16 protein-coding genes are annotated in these 20,491 nt (G+C 73.1%); 13 read left to right on the forward strand and 3 right to left on the reverse strand.

Annotated elements, in window-relative coordinates; all coding sequences use genetic code 11:
• The first annotated feature begins 8 nt into the window (after positions 1 to 8).
• Positions 9 to 908 carry an oxygenase MpaB family protein gene (locus tag EST54_RS09010; protein ID WP_129246821.1) on the forward strand — a complete coding sequence of 300 codons (900 nt, stop codon included), beginning with the start codon at positions 9 to 11 and terminating at the stop codon, positions 906 to 908.
• A 32-nt stretch (positions 909 to 940) separates the two neighbouring features.
• A complete protein-coding gene (locus EST54_RS09015; RefSeq protein WP_129246823.1) occupies positions 941 to 3,058 on the forward strand; it encodes a serine/threonine-protein kinase in 2,118 nt (705 codons plus the stop codon).
• 45 nt (positions 3,059 to 3,103) lie between these two features.
• On the opposite strand, the gene EST54_RS09020 is transcribed toward EST54_RS09015, so the two are convergent.
• Positions 3,104 to 4,411 carry a glycoside hydrolase family 27 protein gene (locus tag EST54_RS09020; protein ID WP_129246825.1) on the reverse strand — a complete coding sequence of 436 codons (1,308 nt, stop codon included), beginning with the start codon at positions 4,409 to 4,411 and terminating at the stop codon, positions 3,104 to 3,106.
• A gap of 179 nt (positions 4,412 to 4,590) precedes the next feature.
• Between EST54_RS09020 and EST54_RS09025 the strand changes: the two genes are divergently transcribed.
• From EST54_RS09025 to EST54_RS09045, 5 genes are all read left to right on the forward strand, one after another.
• The gene (locus tag EST54_RS09025; RefSeq protein WP_129246827.1) at positions 4,591 to 6,174 is read left to right on the forward strand and encodes a phytoene desaturase family protein; all 1,584 of its coding nucleotides are present in this window, start codon (positions 4,591 to 4,593) and stop codon (positions 6,172 to 6,174) included.
• Between the two features lie 107 nt (positions 6,175 to 6,281).
• Complete coding sequence (locus EST54_RS09030) at positions 6,282 to 7,385, forward strand: NAD(P)H-dependent flavin oxidoreductase (protein WP_129246829.1); 1,104 nt, start codon at positions 6,282 to 6,284, stop codon at positions 7,383 to 7,385.
• A gap of 19 nt (positions 7,386 to 7,404) precedes the next feature.
• The gene (locus EST54_RS09035) at positions 7,405 to 8,964 is read left to right on the forward strand and encodes an acyl-CoA synthetase (RefSeq protein ID WP_129246831.1); all 1,560 of its coding nucleotides are present in this window, start codon (positions 7,405 to 7,407) and stop codon (positions 8,962 to 8,964) included.
• Between the two features lie 60 nt (positions 8,965 to 9,024).
• Positions 9,025 to 10,581: an acyl-CoA synthetase gene (locus tag EST54_RS09040; protein WP_129246833.1), complete on the forward strand. Its 1,557-nt coding sequence runs from the start codon at positions 9,025 to 9,027 to the stop codon at positions 10,579 to 10,581.
• Between the two features lie 131 nt (positions 10,582 to 10,712).
• A complete protein-coding gene (locus tag EST54_RS09045; protein ID WP_129246836.1) occupies positions 10,713 to 11,513 on the forward strand; it encodes a VOC family protein in 801 nt (266 codons plus the stop codon).
• Between the two features lie 64 nt (positions 11,514 to 11,577).
• On the opposite strand, the gene paaK is transcribed toward EST54_RS09045, so the two are convergent.
• The gene (gene paaK / locus EST54_RS09050) at positions 11,578 to 12,894 is read right to left on the reverse strand and encodes a phenylacetate--CoA ligase PaaK (RefSeq protein ID WP_129246838.1); all 1,317 of its coding nucleotides are present in this window, start codon (positions 12,892 to 12,894) and stop codon (positions 11,578 to 11,580) included.
• 121 nt (positions 12,895 to 13,015) lie between these two features.
• Between paaK and EST54_RS09055 the strand changes: the two genes are divergently transcribed.
• Positions 13,016 to 13,732: an alpha/beta fold hydrolase gene (locus tag EST54_RS09055; RefSeq protein ID WP_129246840.1), complete on the forward strand. Its 717-nt coding sequence runs from the start codon at positions 13,016 to 13,018 to the stop codon at positions 13,730 to 13,732.
• Between the two features lie 238 nt (positions 13,733 to 13,970).
• Entirely contained in the window at positions 13,971 to 14,642 is a 672-nt protein-coding gene (locus EST54_RS09060; RefSeq protein ID WP_129246842.1) for a chorismate mutase, read from the forward strand.
• Between the two features lie 46 nt (positions 14,643 to 14,688).
• Here EST54_RS09060 and EST54_RS09065 read toward each other — a convergent pair whose 3' ends face one another.
• Positions 14,689 to 16,317: an acyl-CoA synthetase gene (locus tag EST54_RS09065; RefSeq protein ID WP_129246844.1), complete on the reverse strand. Its 1,629-nt coding sequence runs from the start codon at positions 16,315 to 16,317 to the stop codon at positions 14,689 to 14,691.
• A gap of 162 nt (positions 16,318 to 16,479) precedes the next feature.
• On the opposite strand from EST54_RS09065, the gene EST54_RS09070 reads away from it, so the two are divergent.
• The 4 genes from EST54_RS09070 to EST54_RS09085 are packed head-to-tail and all read left to right on the forward strand — an operon-like array spanning position 16,480 to position 20,458.
• Positions 16,480 to 17,280, forward strand: a complete 801-nt coding sequence (locus tag EST54_RS09070) for a crotonase/enoyl-CoA hydratase family protein (RefSeq protein WP_129246846.1) — start codon at positions 16,480 to 16,482, stop codon at positions 17,278 to 17,280.
• 15 nt (positions 17,281 to 17,295) lie between these two features.
• Positions 17,296 to 18,243, forward strand: coding sequence for a Zn-ribbon domain-containing OB-fold protein (locus tag EST54_RS09075; RefSeq protein WP_129246848.1), 948 nt, complete (start codon positions 17,296 to 17,298; stop codon positions 18,241 to 18,243).
• Positions 18,243 to 19,292, forward strand: coding sequence for a thiolase domain-containing protein (locus tag EST54_RS09080; RefSeq protein ID WP_129246850.1), 1,050 nt, complete (start codon positions 18,243 to 18,245; stop codon positions 19,290 to 19,292). Before EST54_RS09075 ends, EST54_RS09080 begins: the two co-directional genes overlap by 1 nt.
• Entirely contained in the window at positions 19,292 to 20,458 is a 1,167-nt protein-coding gene (locus tag EST54_RS09085; protein WP_129246853.1) for a thiolase domain-containing protein, read from the forward strand. The genes EST54_RS09080 and EST54_RS09085 overlap by 1 nt, the downstream gene beginning before the upstream one ends.
• Positions 20,459 to 20,491 lie beyond the last annotated feature (33 nt).

A 20,491-nucleotide genomic window follows, 5' to 3' on the forward strand; every position in this document is an offset into this window, starting at 1 on the left:
GAGCTGAGGTGTCCACGGACGACCCGGGGCTGTTCGGGCCCCGCTCGGTGACCTGGCAGCTGCACGGCGACCCGATGATGTGGATCGCCGGCGTCCGCGCGCTGTACCTCCAGGCGCTGCACCCCCGTGCGGTCCGCGGCGTGCTGCAGAACTCGGACTTCCGCCGCGACGCCTGGGGCCGGCTGCTGCGGACCGCCGACTTCGTCGGCACCGTCACCTACGGCACCACCGAGGCCGCCGAACGGGCCGGCGCCCGGGTCCGCCGTATCCACCGCCGGCTGACCGCCGCCGATCCGGCCGGCGGCGCACGCTACCGCGTCGACGAGCCGGAACTGCTGCTGTGGGTGCACTGCGCGGAGGTCGACTCCTACCTGCACGTCCTGCGCCGCTCCGGCTGCCCGGTCGGCGACGAGGGGGCCGACGCCTACCTCGCCGAGCAACGCGAGAGCGCCCGGCTCATCGGCCTCGACCCGGCCGCCGTGCCCGGCGACCGGGCCGCCCTCGCCGCCTACTTCGCCCGCGTACGGCCCGAGTTGGCGCTCACCCCGGAGGCCCGCGAGGTGGCCGCCTTTCTGCGCCGGCCGCCGACCCCGGCGGTGCTCCGGCCGGCCCGCGCACTGCTGTGGCAGCGGGTGGCCCGCCTCGCCTACGGCGCACTCCCGGCGTACGCACACGACCTCTACGGGCTCCCCGCACCCCCGCCCGCCGCCGTCACCCGCCGGCTGTGCGCCACCGGCCGCCTGCTGCGCGCCGTTCCCTCCAAGGTCCGCTGGCAGCTCCCGCCCCGGCACATCCTGCGCGCCGTCGAGCGACTCGGCCCCGACACCCGCCCAGCGCCCTACAAGCTCCGCCGTTCCCCCGCCATACTGTCAGGGCAGCGGGGCACGCAGGGGGAGCTGCGCGGCTGACCGCGGAACGGGGACGGGGGCGGCGATTCACGGTGGCAGAAAACAGACTGATCCAACGACGGTACCGACTGCTCGACACCATCGGACGCGGCGGCATGGGGGAGGTGTGGCGCGCCCGCGACGAGTCGCTGGGCCGGCAGGTAGCGGTCAAATGCCTCAAGCCGCTGGGCCCGGAGCACGAACCCTCGTTCCTGCGGGTCCTGCGCGAACGTTTCCGCCGTGAGGCCCGGGTGGCGGCCGCGCTCCAGCACCGCGGCATCACCGTCGTCCACGATTTCGGCGAGGACGACGGCACCCTCTTCATCGTCATGGAGCTGCTCAGCGGCCGTAATCTCAGCCAGCTGCTGGACGACAACCGGCGCCAGCCGCTGCCCGTCCCGGACTTCATCGAGATCGCCGAACAGGTCACCGCCGCGCTCGCCTACACGCACGAACAGGCCATCGTGCACCGCGACCTCAAGCCGGCGAACATCGTCAAGACCGCCGACGGCACGGTCAAGATCTGCGACTTCGGCATCGCCCGGCTCGGTCACGACATCGGTTTCACCGCCCGGCTGACCGGCACCGGCATCGCCATGGGCAGTCCGCACTACATGTCGCCCGAGCAGATCGGCGCCCACGGCATCGACCACCGCAGCGATCTCTACTCGCTCGGCTGTGTGCTGTACGAGATCGCCACCGGCGTGCCGCCGTTCGACCTGGGCGACACCTGGGCGGTGCTCGTCGGGCATCGCGACCGGGCCCCCGAGCCGCCGCGTACGCTCCGGCCCGACCTGCCGGAGAGCTACGAGCGGATCATGCTCGAACTCCTCGCCAAGGACCCCGACGACCGGCCCCGGGACGCCGCCGAGCTGGGAAAACGCCTCGCCGATGCCCGTGCGCCGCTGCTCGCGCACCGCGCCGTGGCCGACCCGGACGAGGTCACCGTCCCGGCCCGACCGCTGCCGTCCTGGACGCACGGCATGACCCCCGGCTCCGCGGCACACCTCGTCCGGCGGCCGTACCGCCCGGCACCGGACCGGGCCGCCACGGTCCTCACCGACGCCTGGACCGGCGGCAGCGACCCGCGGCGTGACGATGCCTCCCCGGCCGCCGGCGTCGCCGGCCCGCCGCTGCCCGACGACCGCCGTGCCGCCCTCGCCGCGCTGGCCGGCCGGCACACCGCCGCGCTGGACCTCGGCCGGCTGGGCCGGTGGGCGGAGTCGGGCGAGGCACATCGCGCGCTCGCCGCGGAGCGGGCCCGGCTCCTGGGCCCCGACCACCCCGACACCCTCACCAGCCGGCTGGAGGCCGGCCATGCACTGGGCCACCTCGGCCGGCACTTCGAGGCGCACCAGCTCTACGCCGAGGTGCTGGGCGGACGCGAACGTGCGCTGGGCCCCGACCACCCCGACTCGCTGAGCTGCCGCCACCATGTCGCGCTCAATCTCGGCCGGCTGGGACGGCTGGAGGACTGCCACACGATGGCGCGGGACGTGGCCGAGGCCCGCGCCCGGGTGCTCGGCCCGCTGCACCCCGACACCCTCGCCACCCGCGGTGAACTCGCCTTCGTGCTGGGCAAGTTGGGCATGTGGGCGGCGGCGCTGCAGGTCTACCAGGAGGTCGCGGCGGCCCGCTCGGCCGTGCTCGGCCCCGACCACCCCGACACCCTGGCCGCCCGCTACGAGGTCGGTATCGGCCTCGGCCGGCTCGGCCGCAGCGCGGAGGCGCTGGCGCTCTACCGGGAGCTGGTCGCGGCCCGTACCCGCGCCCAGGGCGCCGACGACCCGGAGACCCTGCGCGCCCGGCACGGCCTGGTCGTCAACCTCGGCCGGCAGCACCGCTGGCAGGAGGCGCTGGTGGAGGCCCGTGAAGTGGCCGCGGCCCGCGCCCGGGTGCTGGGCGAGGACCACCCCGACACCCTGGTCAGCCGCCGGGAGACCGCCGTGGCGCTGGGCTGGCTCGGCCGTTGGGGCGAGGCACTGGACCACTACCGCCGGGTCGCCGACGCCCGCGAGCGGGTCCTGGGCGCCGGCCATCTCGACGCGCTGGCCAGCCAGAGCGACCTCGCCCAGTGTCTGGAACAGCTGGGCCGCGCGGACGAGGCCGCCGCCGTCCACCGCCGGCTCGCGGCCCGGCGCCAGGAGCGCGCCGTACGCGGGCGGCAGTGAACGGGCGGCCCGCGTCCGGGCGGGTCCGGGTGCCGGCCCGCCGGCTCAGTGCGGGGTGACCCGGTAGAGCACCGTGCTGTGCGGTGGCACGTCCCGCGCCACGATGGTCCGGTCGCTCTCCGTCCGGCGGCCGGTGACCAGATCGTGCAGCCGGTAGGACCCGGCATCCGGCAGACCGGCCGCGGCGGCCGTGACGGACAGGGTGCGCGGTGTGTCGCCCGAGTTGAACAGGGCGACCGCCCCGTCGCCGTTCTTCAGCGGCTTGGCCAGCACCGCGGAGCCGTCGTCCTGCCGCACCAGCCGCCCCTGCACGCCGAGCGCGTCCTGATCGACGGCGATGACCTTCGTGTTACCGAGCACCTCGCGCGCCTGCGGGGACAGGCGGGCGACATCCGTGCTGGAGATCAGCGGCGCGGCCATCATCGCCCACAGCGACATCTGGCTCTGGATCTCCGCGCGCGTCAGGCCGGTGTCGCCGGCCAGCAGGAAGTCCGGGTCGTTCCAGCGCCCCGGCTTCTGGAGGGCCGCCAGCTTCGCGTTGTAGCGGAAGTTGTAGAGGATGGAGGACCACTTCGCGGCCGGGGTGTGCTGCTGGAGCGCGACATCCCGCCCGCCGCGCCACAGATTGCCGACCTCCGCCGACCAGCCGATGACCCGGTGCCAGACGCTGTCCCCGTCGTACTGGAAATAGGCCGGCGCCGACACCGAGAAGGTCATCGGCCGGCCGGTGTCCCTGAGCGCCCGGCTCATCTGCCCGTACACGTCCCGGTAGGTCTCCTCCTTGGTGCGCCCCGGCGCCACCGGCACGTTGCAGCCGTCCGCCTTGACGTAGTCCACCTTCCACCGGGCGAACTGCTGTGCGTCCTGGGGGAAATGGCCGAGACTGCCCGGATACTTCTCACACGTGAGGGTGCCGACGTCCGTGTAGATCCCGAACTTCAGTCCCATGCGGTGCAGCTGCCGCCCCAGATACGCCATGCCGTGCGGGAACTTCTCCGGGTCCGCCACCAGCTCGCCCCGCGAGCCGCGGGCTCTGCTCATCCAGCAGTCGTCGACGGTGACGGTGCGGTACCCCTTGCCCGCCAGCCCCGTACGGACCAGCGCCCGCGCATTGTCCAGGACCGTCTTCTCGTCGATCCGGCACATGTAGTAGGACCAGTCGTTCCAGCCCATCGGGGGTCTGGGGGCGAGATTCGGATACGCCCCGGCGGCCCGTGCGGCGCCGGGCGCGCGGGCCGGATCGGGGGCGGCCGAGGCCGGCGCGGGAGCCGCGAGCAGTCCGGCGGAGCAGGCGGCGACGGCGGTCAGTCCGGCGAGGGTACGGCCGGTGCGGGGTACCGGGGAACGGGACACGGGTCACCTCACGGGTGGGCGGGACGGCTGAGGAGAGGACGGCCGCGGGCGGTGCCGGGGCGGAGCACGGCCGGACGCTAGGAGCACCCCCCTGCCCGGTCAAGAAGCCGCACCGACCGGGGAGAAGGTTTCAGCCGCGTGCACCTGGCGACCCTGATCGGCGCGTGCTACCAAGAGGCATGCCGGAACGGACTTCGTATGACGCGGTCATCGTCGGCGGCGGGCACAACGGACTGGTCGCCGCCGCCTACCTCGCGCGCGCCGGGCACAGCGTGCTGGTGCTGGAGCGGCTGGACCACACCGGCGGTGCCGCCGTGTCGACCCGGGCGTTCACCGGGGTCGACGCCCGGCTGTCCCGCTACTCCTACCTCGTCAGCCTGCTGCCACCGAAGATCGTGCGGGACCTCGGGCTGCGCTTCGCGGTCCGCAAACGCACCGTCTCCTCCTACACCCCCACCGTGCGCGACGGCCGCCCCACCGGACTCCTCGTCGGAAAGGGCGAGGCCCACACCCGTACGGCCTTCGCCGAACTCACCGGATCGGAGCGGGAGTTCACCGCCTGGCAGAGTTTCTACGGCGCCACCCGGCGGCTCGCCGAGCGGGTCTTCCCCACGCTGACCGAGCCGCTCCCCACCCGCGAGGCGCTCCGTGCCGTCATCGGCGACGACGCCCTCTGGCACGCCCTGTTCGAACGCCCCCTGGGGGAGCTGGTCGAGGAGACCTTCGCCGACGACCTGATCCGCGGTGTGGTGCTCACCGACGGCCTCATCGGCACCTTCGCCGGCGCCCACGACCCCTCGCTGCGGCAGAACCGCTGCTTCCTCTACCACGTCATCGGCGGCGGCACCGGCGACTGGGACGTCCCCATCGGCGGCATGGGCGCACTCACCGACGCCCTGGCCGACGCCGCCCGCCGGGCCGGCGCGGAGATCGTCACCGACTGCGAGGTGACCGGCATCGCGACGGACGGCCGGACCGCGGAGGTCAGCTGCGCGGCGGGCACCGTCGGCGCCCGCCGGGTCCTGGTCAACGCCGCCCCGCGGGAGCTGGCCCGCCTCCTGGGCGAGGCTCCGCCGCCACCCGCCGAGGGCGCCCAGCTCAAGGTCAACATGCTGCTCACCCGGCTGCCGCGGCTCCGGGACACCCGGGTGGATCCCCGCGAGGCGTTCTCCGGCACCTTCCACATCGCCGAGGGCTACCGCCAGCTGGAGGACGCCTACCGGCAGGCCGCCTCCGGCGCGCTGCCCGCCGCCCCGCCCTCGGAGATCTACTGCCACTCCCTGACCGACCCCTCCATCCTCGGCGCCGACCTGGTCCGCCAGGGCTACCAGACGCTCACCCTGTTCGGGCTGCACACCCCCGCGCGCCTGTTCGCCGCCGACACCGCCGACCACGCCCCCACCCGCGACCGCCTCCTGGCCGCCACCCTCGCCGAACTCGACACCCATCTCGCCGAACCGCTCGCCGACTGCCTGGCGTACGACGCCGAGGGCCGCCCCTGCATCGAGGCCAGGTCCCCGCTCGACCTGGACCGCGAACTGGGCCTGCCGGGCGGCAACATCTTCCACCGCGACCTGGCCTTCCCGTACGCGGATCCGGAGGACGGGCACGGCGGCGGCGCACCGGCCCGCTGGGGCGTCGCCACCACGCACCCCACCGTCCTGCTCTGCGGCGCGGGCGCGGTACGCGGCGGGGGAGTGAGCGGGATCCCGGGGCACAATGCGGCGATGGCGGTGCTGGAGGAGGGCGCCGGGAAGAGCTAGGGCCCCCGGGGCGGCGGAATCGGTCCCCGCGCCGCCCCGGGGCAAGTTTCTGACGTTCCATCAGAAACTCTCTTCCCTCGTACGGCCCGCTGCGGCATCCTGCGCGCATGCAGACGGAGCTGAGCAACACGCTGGGAATCGAGCACGCCGTCTTCGGGTTCACGCCCTTTCCCGCCGTCGCCGCCGCGATCACCCGGGCCGGCGGGTTCGGGGTGCTCGGCGCGGTCCGCTACACCGCCCCGGACGCGCTGGCCCGTGACCTCGACTGGATGCAGGACCACACCGAGGGGCTGCCGTACGGACTCGATGTGGTGATGCCCGCCAAGAAGGTGGCCGGCGTCAGCGAGGCCGAGGTCGAGGCGATGATTCCGGAGGGGCACCGCCGCTTCGTCGCCGAACTGCTCGACACACACGGGGTACCGCGGCTCGCGGAGGGCGAGGCGTCCGGCTGGCGGATCACCGGGTGGATGGAGGAAGTCGCCCGCACCCAGCTCGATGTGGCCTTCGACTATCCGATCAAGCTGCTCGCCAACGCCCTCGGCTCCCCGCCCCCCGACGTCATCCGGCGCGCGCACGACCACGGCATCCTGGTCGCCGCGCTGGCCGGCAGCCCCCGGCACGCCCGGCACCACAAGGACGCCGGTATCGACCTCGTCGTCGCCCAGGGCTACGAGGCGGGCGGCCACACCGGCGAGATCGCCACCATGGTCCTCACCCCGGAGGTCGTCGCCGCCGTCGATCCGCTGCCGGTGCTCGCCGCCGGCGGCATCGGCACCGGCGAACAGATCGCCGCCGGGCTCGCCCTCGGCGCGCAGGGCGTCTGGCTCGGCTCGGTCTGGCTGACCTGCGAGGAGGCCGAGCTGCACTCCCGGCGGCTGACCGCCAAACTGCTCGCCGCCGGACCCGCCGACACCGTCCGCTCCCGCGCCCTGACCGGCAAACCCGCCCGCCAGCTGCGCACCGCATGGACCGACGCCTGGGACGACCCGAACGGCCCCGGCCCGCTCCCGATGCCGCTCCAGGGCCTGCTGGTCGCCGAGGCCAACTCCCGTATCCAGCGGTACGAGGTCGAGCCGCTGCTGGGCACCCCGGTCGGCCAGATCGTCGGCCGGATGAACAGCGAACGCAGCGTACAGGCGGTCTTCGACGACCTCACCCGCGGCTTCGAGCGGGCCGTCGACCGCATCAACCGCATCGCCGGACGCGCCTGAACCCGAGGAGGACAGCGGAATGACCCCAGGCTCCCCACCGCCCAACGGCTTCTGGGCGCAGGCCACCGCCGACCCGGACCGCCCGGTCCTGATCGCCCCGGACGGCGAGGAATGGACCGCGGGCCGGCTGCACGCCGCGAGCAACCAACTGGTGCACGGGCTGCGCGCCGCGGGCCTGGAGCGCGGCGACGCCTTCGCCGTGGTCCTCCCCAACGGCGTGGAGTTCCTCACCGCCTACCTCGCCGCGTCCCAGGCCGGGTTCTACCTCGTCCCGGTCAACCACCATCTGGTCGGCCCGGAGATCGCCTGGATCGTCGCCGACTCGGGGGCGAAGGTGCTGGTGGCGCACGAGCGGTTCGCGGCGGCGGCGCGGCAGGCCGCCGACGAGGCGGACCTGCCGGCCGGACAGCGCTATGCCGTCGGCGCCATCGACGGCTTCCGCCCGTACGCCCAACTCGTCGACGGGCAGCCGGAGTCCGCGCCCGCCGACCGCACCCTGGGCTGGGTGATGAACTACACCTCGGGCACCACCGGACGCCCCCGCGGCATCCGCCGCCCGCTGCCCGGCATCCCGCCCGAGGAGACCTACCTCGGCGGCTTCCTGGCGATCTTCGGCATCGAGCCGTTCGGCGACAACGTCCATCTGGTCTGCTCGCCGCTCTACCACACCGCCGTCCTGCAATTCGCCGGTGCCTCCCTGCACATCGGCCACCGCATCGTCGTGATGGACAAGTGGACGCCGCAGGGGATGCTCGCCCTGATGGACGCGCACCGCTGCACCCACACCCACATGGTCCCCACCCAGTTCCACCGGCTGCTCGCGCTGCCCGCCGAGACCCGGGCGGCGTACGACGTGAGCGCCATGCGGCATGCCCTGCACGGCGCCGCGCCCTGCCCCGACCACGTCAAACGCGCCATGATCGACTGGTGGGGCGGCTGCGTCGAGGAGTACTACGCGGCGAGCGAGGGCGGGGGCGCCTTCGCGACCGCCGAGGACTGGCTCAAGAAGCCCGGAACGGTCGGCAAGGCCTGGCCGATCAGCGAGCTGGCCATCTTCGACGACGACGGCAACCGGCTGCCCGCGGGCGAACTCGGCACCGTCTACATGAAGATGAGCACCGGCGGCTTCCGTTACCACAAGGACGAGGACAAGACGCAGAAGAACCGGATCGGGGACTTCTTCACCGTCGGCGACCTCGGCCGGCTCGACGAGGACGGCTTCCTCTTCCTCCGCGACCGCAAGATCGACATGATCATCTCGGGCGGCGTGAACATCTACCCCGCCGAGATCGAATCCGCCCTGCTCAGCCACCCCGCGGTCGCCGACGCGGCGGCCTTCGGCATCCCGCACGACGACTGGGGCGAGGAGGTCAAGGCCGTCATCGAACCCGCCGAGGGCCACCGACCGGACCCCGGGCTGGCCGCCGACATCCTGGCCCACTGCGCGCGACAGCTCGCCGGCTACAAGCGTCCCAAGTCCGTCGACTTCATCACCGTCATGCCCCGTGACCCCAACGGCAAGCTGTACAAGCGCCGGCTGCGTGATCCGTATTGGGAGGGACGCGAGCGCGCCGTCTGACGGCGGCTCCGGGCGGCCGGGTGCCTTGACCCCGGATGGGACGCGGTCGAGGATCGCGCCATGATGCGAGCGCGGAGCAATACGGTCGACGGAGTCCTGCGGCGCAGCGCCCGTCGGGTGCCCGGGCGGACCGCGGTGCGTTACGGGGCGCGGGCCTGGACGTACCGGGAGTTCGACGACGCGGTGACCGCCGCGGCCCGGGTGCTGCTGGCGGACGGCCTGGAGCCCGGCGACCGGGTCGCGTCCTACGGGCACAACTCCGATGCGTATCTGATCGGCTTTCTGGCCTGTGCCCGCGCCGGCCTGGTACACGTGCCGGTCAACCACGGCCTGACGGGCGAGGATCTGCGCTACCTCCTGGACCAGTCGGGCAGCGCGCTGGTGCTCACCGATCCCGCACTGGCGGACCGGCTCCCGGACTCCGTACGCCGCATGCCGCTGTACGGGAGCCCCGACGGGCTGCTGGAGCGGCTCGCCGACGGGGTGGCCGAGGACGCCGGCCCGCTGCCGGCGGCCGAGGTGCCCGACGACGCCCTCGTCCAGCTCCTCTACACCTCGGGGACCACCGCCCTGCCCAAGGGCGCGATGATGACGCACCGGGCGCTGGTGCACGAGTACACCAGCGCCGTCGTCGCCCTCGACCTGAAGGAGACGGACCGGCCGCTGCACTCGCTACCGCTTTACCACTCCGCGCAGATGCATGTGTTCCTGCTGCCGTATCTGGCCGTCGGAGCGGAGAACACCATCCTGGACGGCCCCGATCCGGAGCGGATCTTCGACCTGGTGGAAGCGGGCCTGGCCGACAGCCTGTTCGCGCCGCCGACCGTGTGGATCGCGCTGGCGAACCACCCCGGCTTCACCACCCGTGAGCTGAGCGGACTGCGCAAGGCCTACTACGGTGCCTCGATCATGCCGGTCCCCGTACTGGAGCGGCTGCGCGCCCGGCTGCCCCAACTCGCCTTCTACAACTGCTTCGGGCAGAGCGAGATCGGCCCGCTGGCCACCGTCCTCGGCCCGGACGAACACGAGGGCCGGATGGATTCCTGCGGGCGCCCCGTGCTGTTCGTCGAAGCGCGGGTGGTCGACGAGGCGGGCCGGGAGGTGCCGGACGGCACCCGGGGCGAGGTCGTCTACCGGTCCCCGCAACTGTGCACCGGCTACTGGGACAAGCCGGAGGAGACCGCGGAGGCGTTCCGGGACGGCTGGTTCCACTCCGGGGACCTCGCCGTCCGCGACCCGGAGGGCTATTTCACGGTGGTCGACCGGGTCAAGGACGTCATCAACTCCGGTGGCGTCCTGGTCGCCTCGCGCCAGGTGGAGGACGTGCTCTACGAGCATCCGCAGGTGGCCGAGGTCGCGGTGATCGGACTGCCGGACGAGCGCTGGATCGAGGCGGTGACCGCGGTGGTGGTACGGCGGCCGCACGGCGCGGACGGCGCCGGGGGCGCGGACGGCGACGCCGGCGTGGTGGGGGAACAGGAGCTGATCGAGGCGGCCCGCGCTCGCCTCGCGCCGTTCAAGGCACCCAAACGGGTGATGTTCGTGGACGCGCTGCCGCGCAACGCCAGCGGCAAGGTCCTCAAGCGCGAGCTGCGCTCCCGGTTCGGCGCCCCCTGAGCCGGGCCGGCGCGCGCTGACCCGAGCCCGGCGCGGCGGGCGTGAAGGGCGATTGTCAGTGCCCCCTGCCATCCTGAGAAACGTCGGGAAACAGCCATGAACGTCACCATCCGCGCATCGGAGGACCACCCATGCTGACCACCAACTACGTCCCGGGCACACCGAACTGGCTCGACCTCGGGGCCCCCGATGTCGACGCCGCCGTCTCCTTCTACTCCGCCGTGTTCGGCTGGACCTTCCGGTCCGCCGGCCCGGATGCCGGCGGATACGGCTTCTTCCAGCTCGGCGGGAAGACCGTCGGCGCCGTCGGCCCGCTGACGGAGGAGGGCGCCTCCTCCGCCTGGAACGTCTACTTCCAGACCCCCGACGCGGACGCCACGGCCAAGGCGGTCGAGCAGGCCGGCGGCTCGGTGCGGATGGCGCCGATGGACGTCTTCACCGCGGGCCGGCTGGCGGCCTTCACCGACCCGACGGGCGCTGACTTCGCCGTATGGCAGCCCGGTGACGTCCAGGGCCTCGACACGGTCATGGCACCGAACACGCTGTGCTGGACGGAGCTGTACACCACCGACGCGGCGGCGGCGAAGGACTTCTACCGCCCGGTCTTCTCCTGGCAGTCCCAGGACATGCCCATGGGCGGCGGCGCGGTCTACTCCGTCGTCTCCGCACCGGGCGGTGGCAAGACCGACGACACCGGGCACGGCGGCATCATGCAGCTCCAGCAGGAGAATCTGCAGGCCGGTTCGACCTCGGAGTGGCACCCCTACTTCGCGGTGACCGACTGCGACGCCACCTTCGCCACGGCCACCGACCACGGCGCCGCGGCCATGATCCCGCCCACCGATGCCCCGGGCGTCGGCCGACTGGCCATGCTCAAGGACCCGGCAGGCGCCCCGTTCGCCCTGCTCAAGGGCGATCCGACGACGACCTGAGCGCCGCGGGCCGGGCGCCGCGCGGCAGGCGGGACTTCACGGACACTGCCCAGGACGACACCCCCTAGCCCCTGTCGCGCGGCCGGGCGTCCACGATGCGCTTGATCTTGCCGACCGAGCGCTCCAGGGTCTCCGGATCGACGATCTCCACGGCGACCGAGACGCCGATTCCGTCCTTGACGGCTCGGGCGATCAGTCCGGCGGCGGTCGTGCGCTCCTGGAGGGTGGCGTCCGGCCGGGCCTCGGCGCGCACGGTCAGCTGATCCAGCCGGCCCTCGCGGGTCAGCTTCAGCTGGAAGTGCGGGGCGACGCCCGGTGTCCGCAGCACGACCTCCTCCACCTGCGCGGGGAAGAGATTGACCCCGCGCAGAATGATCATGTCGTCGCACCGTCCGGTGACCTTCTCCATCCGGCGGAAGGCGGGGCGCGCGGTGCCGGGCAGCAGCCGCGTCAGATCACGGGTGCGATAGCGGATGACCGGCATCGCTTCCTTGGTGAGCGAGGTGAACACCAGCTCGCCGTGCGCCCCGTCCGGCAGCACCTCGCCGGTGAGCGGGTCGACCACCTCCGGGTAGAAGTGGTCCTCCCAGATGTGCAGCCCGTCCTTGGTCTCCACGCACTCCTGGGCGACGCCGGGCCCCATGACCTCCGACAGGCCGTATATGTCCACGGCGTCGATCGCGAACCGCTCCTCGATCTCGCGGCGCATCTCCTGGGTCCACGGCTCGGCGCCGAAGACGCCCACCCTGAGCGAGGTCGTACGAGGGTCGATGCCCTGCCGCTCGAACTCGTCCAGCAGGGTGAGCATGTACGACGGGGTGACCATGATGATCTCGGGTCGGAAGTCCTGGATGATCTGCACCTGCCGGCTGGTCATCCCGCCGGACGCCGGTACGACCGTGCAGCCGAGCCGCTCCGCGCCGTAGTGGGCGCCCAGACCGCCGGTGAACAGGCCGTATCCGTAGGCGATGTGGACGGTGTGCCCCGGCCGTCCGCCGGCCGCGTGCAGGGAGCGGGCGACGACGTCCGCCCAGCGGGAGAGGTCGCCTTCGGTGTAGCCGACGACGGTGGGGCGGCCGGTGGTGCCGCTGGAGGCATGGATACGGCGTACCTCCGCCCTGGGGACGGCGAACATCCCGAAGGGGTACTGGGAGCGCAGATCATCCTTGACGGTGAAGGGGAAGCGGGCGAGGTCGCCGAGCGAGTGGCAGTCCCGCGGATGCAGCCCGGCCCGTTCGAAGGACTCCCGGTAGAAGGGGACGTGGTCATAGGCATGCTGCAACGAGGCGCGCAGGCGGGTCAGTTGCCGCTCGCGCAACGCGTCCTGGGAGAGCCGTTCCGCCTCGTCGAACGTCTCACTGCCCTCAGCCGCTGCCGGCATGGAGTTCACCGCCTCGTATCCCTACCGATCATTCGGTAGCCGCGTGCTGATCCAAGTAATCAGCGCGCGGCGAACGCGTCAAGGGGCGTGGCGTGGTCGGTGCACGGGTAGCGTCCCGCGCATGAGTGACGTCCGGAAGGTGCAGGTCGGTGCGGTCCAGCTGGCATATCGGGTGTGGGGCGAGGAGGACGCCCCGCCCGCCGTGCTGCTGCACTGCCTCGGGGAGGACGGCGAGGACTGGCGTGGCGTGGTCGGCCGGCTCGCCGGTACCCATCGTGTGTTCGCCCTCGATCAGCGCGGCCACGGCCACAGCGACTGGCCGGGGGAGTACGGCTTCGCGCGGTGGCGGGACGACGCCATCGGGTTTCTGCGGGCGCTCGGGCTGGAGCGGGTGATCCTCATCGGGCACTCGCTGGGCGCGATGGCCGCCCTGCTGGTGGCCGCGGACCGGCCCGAGCTGGTGGACCGGCTGGTCCTGGAGGAGGCCGTCCCGCCGCTGCCCGCCGACCCGCCCCAGGAGGTGCCCGCGCAGCCGGGGGGCCCGGAGCCGTTCGACTGGCAAGCCAGGATCGCGGTGGCGGCGGAGCGCAATGCGCCCGATCCCGGATGGTGGGAGGCGGTGGCTAGGGTCACGGCGCCGACCCTGGTCATCGCCGGCGGGGAGACCGGCCAGGTCCCGCGGGGGCACCTCGCCGAGCTGGTCGAGCGGCTGCCCGATGCCCGTCTGGTGACGGTGGAGGGCGCCGGGCATCTCGTCCACGAGGAGCGCCCCGGGGAATTCCTCGCCGCGGTCAACTCGTTCCTCGCGCCGCAGTCTCAGGGAGGGGCGGGGGCGTAGCGGCAGGGACGGTGCGCACCACTCCGCCAGGGAGAGCCCGCACCGTTCCGCCCGGCTCTGTCAGGCGGACGCCGGGCCCGCGCGTACACGTACCGGCCGCGCCGACCCGTACCGGCCGCGCCGCACGGAAATGCCCCTCGGCGCGACGATTGCCCGGTCTTGCCGGAGTCGCGGTCGTACGCTGACCGGGACTTCCCCCGGAGGCCCGGAGTCCCGGGGATCGCGAGAAAGGCTCATCGTGCAGCTGACCCCCTCGATACGGAGCGCCCTGGCAGCCGGCGCCGCCGTGACCGTCCTGTTCGCCGGAGCCGGGGCGGCCGTCGCGGCCCCGGCCGCCCCGCCGGCATCGGCAACCGCCGCGAAGGCCCCGGCAACCGCCCCGCCGGCCCCGGCGACCGCGCCCGCTGCCGCCGCGCACTCCCCGTACAGCCAGCTCCGGTCGCTCGCCACGTTCTCGGCGGAGCGGCTGGCCACCGCCGATCTGGTGGCCGCGGCGAAATGGGGTACCGGCAGCCCGATCGACGACCCGGCCCGTGAGCAGGAGGTGCTGAAGTCCGTGGCGGAGCAGGCCCGGCAGCTGGGCGCCGATCCCGAGGCGACGACGCGGATCTTCAAGGACCAGATCGAGGCCAACAAGGTCGTACAGCGCGGGCTGTACCGCCAGTGGGACGCGGACCCGGCGCAGGCGCCGACCGAGCGGCCCGACCTCCAAGAGGTGCGCAAGGAGATCAACCGCGTCAACGGCGAGCTGGTGCGGGCCATCGCCGCCTCCCCGCACGCCCGCTCGGCACCCTCCTGCACCCCGCTGCTGACCACCGCCGCCGCCCGGGTCCGCGCGGAGCGGCAGCTGGACGGGCTGCACACGGTGGCGCTGGCCCGTTCGCTGCCGTCGGTCTGCGCCGCAGCCTGAGCCCCGCGGCAGCCCTCGATCCCGGCGGCGGGTGGACCGGCCCGGCTCAGGCCGTCCGTTCGCCCGCCGCCACCGCCTTCGCCCAGCGGTAGTCCGCCTTGCCGCTGGGCGAGCGCCGGATGTGGTCGGTGAAGACGACGGCGCGCGGAATCTTGTAGCCCGCCAGCCGGGCCCGGCAGTGGAGCTGTATCCCGGCGAGGTCCAACGGCGCGGCTCCCGGCCGCAGTTGGACCACGGCCGCGACCCGATTGCCCCACCGCTCGTCCGGCACGCCCGCCACCAGCGCGTCGTAGACGTCCGGGTGGGCCTTCAGAGCCTGCTCGACCTCCTCCGGATAGATCTTCTCCCCGCCCGAGTTGATGCACTGCGAGCCACGGCCGAGCACGGTGACGATGCCCGCCTCGTCGACGGTGGCCATGTCGCCGAGCAGCACCCAGCGCTCACCGTGCGCCTCGAAGAAGGTCTCGGCGGTCTTCTTCGGGTCGTTGTAGTAGCCCAGCGGTACGTGCCCGCGCTGGGCGAGCCGGCCCACCTCGCCGACCGGAACCGGCTCGTTGGTCGCCGGATCCACCACCGCCGTACGGGAGTTGACCTGCAGCCGGAAGCCCTTGTCGGGGCCGGAGTCGGCGGTGGCGGTGCCGTTGAAGCCGGATTCGGAGGAGCCGAAGTTGTTGAGCAGCAAGGCGCCCGGGACCAGCGCGCTGAACTGGGCGCGGACGGTCTCCGAGAGGATTGCCCCGGAGCTGCTGACGCTGAACAGCGAGGAGCAGTCGGTGCCCGCTAACGGTCCGGCGAGCGCATCGACCAGCGGGCGCAGCATGGCGTCGCCGACCAGGGAGACGCTGGTGACCCGCTCCCGCTCGATGGTCCGCAGCACCTCCTCGGGCACGTACTTGCGGTGCAGGACGACCTTCTGGCCGAAGTGGAAGGCGATGAACGCGGTGAGGGTCGAGGTGCCGTGCATCAGCGGGGGCGTGGGGAAGAAGATGATGCCCTCGCCGCCGGCCGCGACCCGCTCGGCCAGTTCCTGCGGCCGCCGCACCGGCTCACCGGTCGGCGCCCCGCCGCCCATCCCGGAGAAGAACAGGTCCTCGTGGCGCCACATCACGCCCTTGGGCATGCCGGTGGTGCCGCCGGTGTAGATGACCAGCCGGTCGTCGGCGGAGCGCGGCCCGAAGCCGCGCGCGGGGGAGGCGGCGGCCTCGGCGTCCGCCAGCGCGACGGGGGCGATGGACGGTTGCGCGGCGCCCTCGGGCGGGGTGCCGACCCGGACCAGATGCCGCAGCCGGGGCGCCCGCGGAAGGGCGGCGGCCACCCGCGCGGTGAACTCCGCATCGAAGACCAGCGCCGTCAGGTCGGCGTCCCGGTAGAGGTAGACCAACTCCTCTTCCACGTAGCGGTAGTTGACGTTGACCGGGACGGCGCGGATCTTCAGGCAGGCGTAGAGGGCCTGGAGGTAGCCGACGCCGTTGTAGAGGTGCAGTCCGACGTGCTGACCGGGTCCGATGCCGTGGTCGGCGAGGTGGTGCGCGAGCCGGTTGGCGGCGCGGTCCAGTTCGGCGTAGGTCAGCCGCCGTTCGGCACCGGAGCCCGGATGGTCGACGTACACCAGCGCCTCGCGGTCCGGCACCGTGTCGACGATCGACTCGAAGAGGTCGGCAAGGTTGAACTCCACGTCTCCTCCAGACCGGGCGGGCGTCGGCTTGGCGGTCATTAGAGCGCCGCCCGGAGGAGCTGGGAAGGTCCGCGGCCAAGAAATCTGACTGTCTGTCAGAAAAGCCTTGAAGTCGCCGTGCGGCTCCTGCACCCTGTTCTGCGTCGTGAGACGGGAGGACACATGGGCGGGACGGAACATCTGACCGTGGCGCGCACCGGCGCGACCCTGGTGCTCACCCTCAACCGGCCGGAGGCGAAGAACGCCCTCTCGCTGCCGATGCTGGTGGGCCTGTACGACGGCTGGGTCGCCGCCGACGAGGACGACGGGATCCGCTCCGTCGTCCTCACCGGCGCCGGCGGCACCTTCTGCGCCGGAATGGACCTCAAGGCCCTGGCGGGCGACGGCATGGCCGGTGAGCACTACCGCGACCGGCTGCGCGCCGACCCCGATCTGCACTGGAAGGCGATGCTGCGCCACCACCGCCCCCGCAAACCCGTGATCGCCGCCGTCGAGGGCCACTGCGTCGCCGGCGGCACGGAGATCCTCCAGGGCACCGACATCCGCGTCGCCGGCGAGAGCGCCACCTTCGGGCTCTTCGAGGTCCGGCGCGGGCTGTTCCCGATCGGCGGCTCCACCGTCCGCCTCGCCCGCCAGATCCCCCGCACCCACGCCCTGGAGATGCTGCTCACCGGCCGGCCCTACCCCGCCCACGAGGCCGCCCGCATCGGCCTGATCGGCCAGGTGGTGCCCGACGGGACCGCGCTGGACAAGGCCCTGGAGATCGCCGAACTCATCAACGGCTGCGGTCCGCTGGCCGTCGAGGCAGTGAAGGCATCCGTCTACGAGACCGCCGAGATGACCGAGGCCGACGGGCTCAAGGCCGAACTCGCCCGCGGCTGGCCGCTGTTCGACACCGCCGACGCCAAGGAGGGCTCCCGGGCCTTCGCGGAGAAGTGCCCACCCGTCTTCCGGCGCGCCTGACCCAAGGAGTCCCGCATGTCAGAGGTCCTCACGGCGCCCCTCGTCGTGGAATTCCCCTTCACCCGCTCGCTCGGCCCCGTCCTGAGCGCCTTCCTCACCGGACTGCGCGAGCGCACCGTCCTCGGCGTGCGGGCGAGCGACGGGCGGGTGGTGGTCCCGCCGACCGAATACGACCCGGTGACCGCCGAGGAGATGCGTGAGCTGGTCGAGGTCGGCAGCAGCGGCACCGTCACCACCTGGGCCTGGAACCCCTCCCCGCGCCGCGGCCAGCCGCTGGCCACCCCCTTCGCCTGGGTCCTGGTCCGGCTCGACGGCGCCGACACCGCACTCCTGCACGCCCTGGACGCCGCCGGCCCCGACGCCGTACGCACCGGGATGCGGGTGCGCGTCCGCTGGGCCGCCGAACGCACCGGCGCGATCACCGACATCGCCTGCTTCGAACCGGACGACGGCCCCGCCGGCGACGGCCGGCCGGCCGGGCACCGCGGGGAGTTCGCGGACCCCGTCACCACCCTCACCGCCCCCGCCCGGCTCGACTACACCTACGCGCCCGGCCGCGCCCAGTCCCGCTACCTCCAGGCGCTCGCCGGCCACCGGACCGTCGGCGAACGCTGCCCCTCCTGCCACAAGGTCTACGTCCCGCCCCGCGGCGCCTGCCCCACCTGCGGCGTCGCCACCGGCACCCAGGTCGAGGTCGGCCCCCGCGGCACCGTCACCACCTTCTGCATCGTCAACATCAAGGCCAAGAACCTGGACATCGAGGTCCCCTACGTCTACGCCCACATCGCCCTGGACGGCGCCGACCTGGCCCTGCACGCCCGCATCGGTGGCATCCCGTACGACCAGGTCCGCATGGGCCTGCGGGTGGAGCCCGTATGGACCGAGGGCGGCCGCTTCCCCGACCACTACCGCCCCACCGGCGAACCCGATGCCGACTACGACAGCTACAAGGAGCTGATCTGATGCGCGAGGTCGCCGTCGTCGCCTTCGGGCAGAGCGTGCACGTCCGCGACAGCGCGGAGACCTCCGAGGTCGAGATGCTGATGCCGGTGCTCCACGACGTCCTGGCACAGACCGGCCTGGCGGCCCGGGACATCGACTTCACCTGCTCCGGCTCCTGCGACTACCTCGCCGGCCGCGCCTTCTCCTTCACCATGGCCCTGGACGGCGTCGGCGCCTGGCCGCCGGTCTCGGAATCCCATGTCGAGATGGACGGCGCCTGGGCGCTGTACGAGGCCTGGGTGAAGATCCTCACCGGCGAGGCGGACACCGCGCTGGTCTACGCGTACGGCAAGTCCTCGCCCGGCGATCTCCGCGAGGTCCTCACCCGCCAGCTCGACCCCTATTACGTCGCCCCGCTGTGGCCCGACTCCGTCGCGCTCGCCGCCCTCCAGGCCCAGGCGCTGATCGACGCCGGGCTGACCGACGAGCGGGCGCTGGCCGGTATCGCCGCCCGCAGTCGTACGGCCGCCGAGTCCAACCCCCACGCCCAGCTGCGCGGCGCCGTACCCGCCGGAGAGCCCCTCGTCGCCCCGCTGCGGACCGGCGACTGCCCGCCCATCGGCGACGGCGCCGCCGCCGTCGTCCTCGCCGCCGGCGACACCGCCCGCCGGCTGACCGCCCGCCCCGCCTGGATCCGCGGCCTCGACCACCGCATCGAGGCACACAGCCTGGGGGTGCGCGACCTCACCGACTCCCCGTCCACCCGGCTCGCCGCCGAGCGCGCCGGCGCCTTCGAACTCCCCGTCGACACTGCCGAGTTGCACGCCCCGTTCACCTCCCAGGAAGTCGTGCTGCGCCGCGCCCTGGGCCTCGACGCGGCGGACGGCACGGTCCGCATCAACCCCTCGGGCGGCGCGCTGGCCGCCAACCCCGTCATGGCCACCGGCCTGATCCGGATCGGCGAGGCCGCCGCCCGTATCCACCGGGGCGCATCCGACCGCGCCCTCGCGCACGCCACCTCGGGGCCGTGCCTGCAGCAGAATCTGGTCGCCGTCCTGGAGGGTGAGTGATGAGCAAGGAGCCCGTGGCCGTCACCGGCATCGGCCAGACCGCACATGTCGCCGCCCGGCGCGACGTCTCCCTCGCCGGACTCGTCCGGGAAGCGGCCCGACGCGCCCTGGACGACGCCGAGTTGACCTGGGCGGACATCGACGCCGTGGTGATCGGCAAGGCCCCCGACTTCTTCGAGGGCGTCATGATGCCCGAGCTGTACCTGGCCGACGCCCTGGGCGCCGTCGGCAAACCGATGCTGCGGGTGCACACCGCCGGCTCGGTCGGCGGCTCCACCGCCCTGGTCGCCGCCAACCTCGTCGCGGCCCGGGTCCACCGCACCGTCCTCACCCTCGCCTTCGAGAAGCAGTCCGAGTCCAACGCCATGTGGGGACTGTCCCTTCCGATCCCCTTCCAGCAGCCCCTGCTGGCCGGCGCCGGCGGCTTCTTCGCCCCGCACGTCCGCGCGTACATGCGACGCACCGGCGCCCCGGACACCATCGGCTCCCTCGTCGCCTACAAGGACCGCCGCAACGCCCTCAAGAACCCCTACGCCCACCTCCACGAGGAGGACATCACCCTGGAGAAGGTCCAGGCCTCGCCGATGCTCTGGGACCCGATCCGCTACTCCGAGACCTGCCCGTCCTCCGACGGCGCCTGCGCCATGATCCTCACCGACCGGGCCGGCGCCGCCCGGGCACCGCACCCGGCGGCCTGGGTGCACGGCGGGGCGATGCGCAGCGAACCCACCCTCTTCGCCGGCAAGGACTTCGTCTCGCCCCAGGCCGGCAAGGACTGCGCCGCCGACGTCTACCGGCAGGCCGGCATCACCGACCCGCGCCGGCAGCTCGACGCCGTGGAGATGTACGTCCCCTTCAGCTGGTACGAGCCGATGTGGCTGGAGAACCTGGGCTTCGCCGAGGAGGGCGAGGGCTGGAAACTCACCGAGTCCGGCGTCACCGAACTCGACGGCGATCTCCCGGTCAACCCCTCCGGCGGGGTGCTGTCCACCAACCCGATCGGCGCCTCCGGGATGCTCCGCTTCGCGGAAGCCGCCCTCCAGGTACGCGGCCGGGCCGGCGCCCACCAAGTCGACGGCGCCCGGCGGGCGTTGGGCCATGCCTACGGGGGCGGCTCCCAGTTCTTCGCGATGTGGCTGGTCGGCGCCGAGGCACCGGCCACCTGACACCCCCGGGCAGGCGCGCACCGGACCGGTGCG

Origin of the sequence: Streptomyces sioyaensis (assembly GCF_004122735.1) — a bacterium.
In the GTDB taxonomy this organism is placed as follows: domain Bacteria; phylum Actinomycetota; class Actinomycetes; order Streptomycetales; family Streptomycetaceae; genus Streptomyces; species Streptomyces sioyaensis.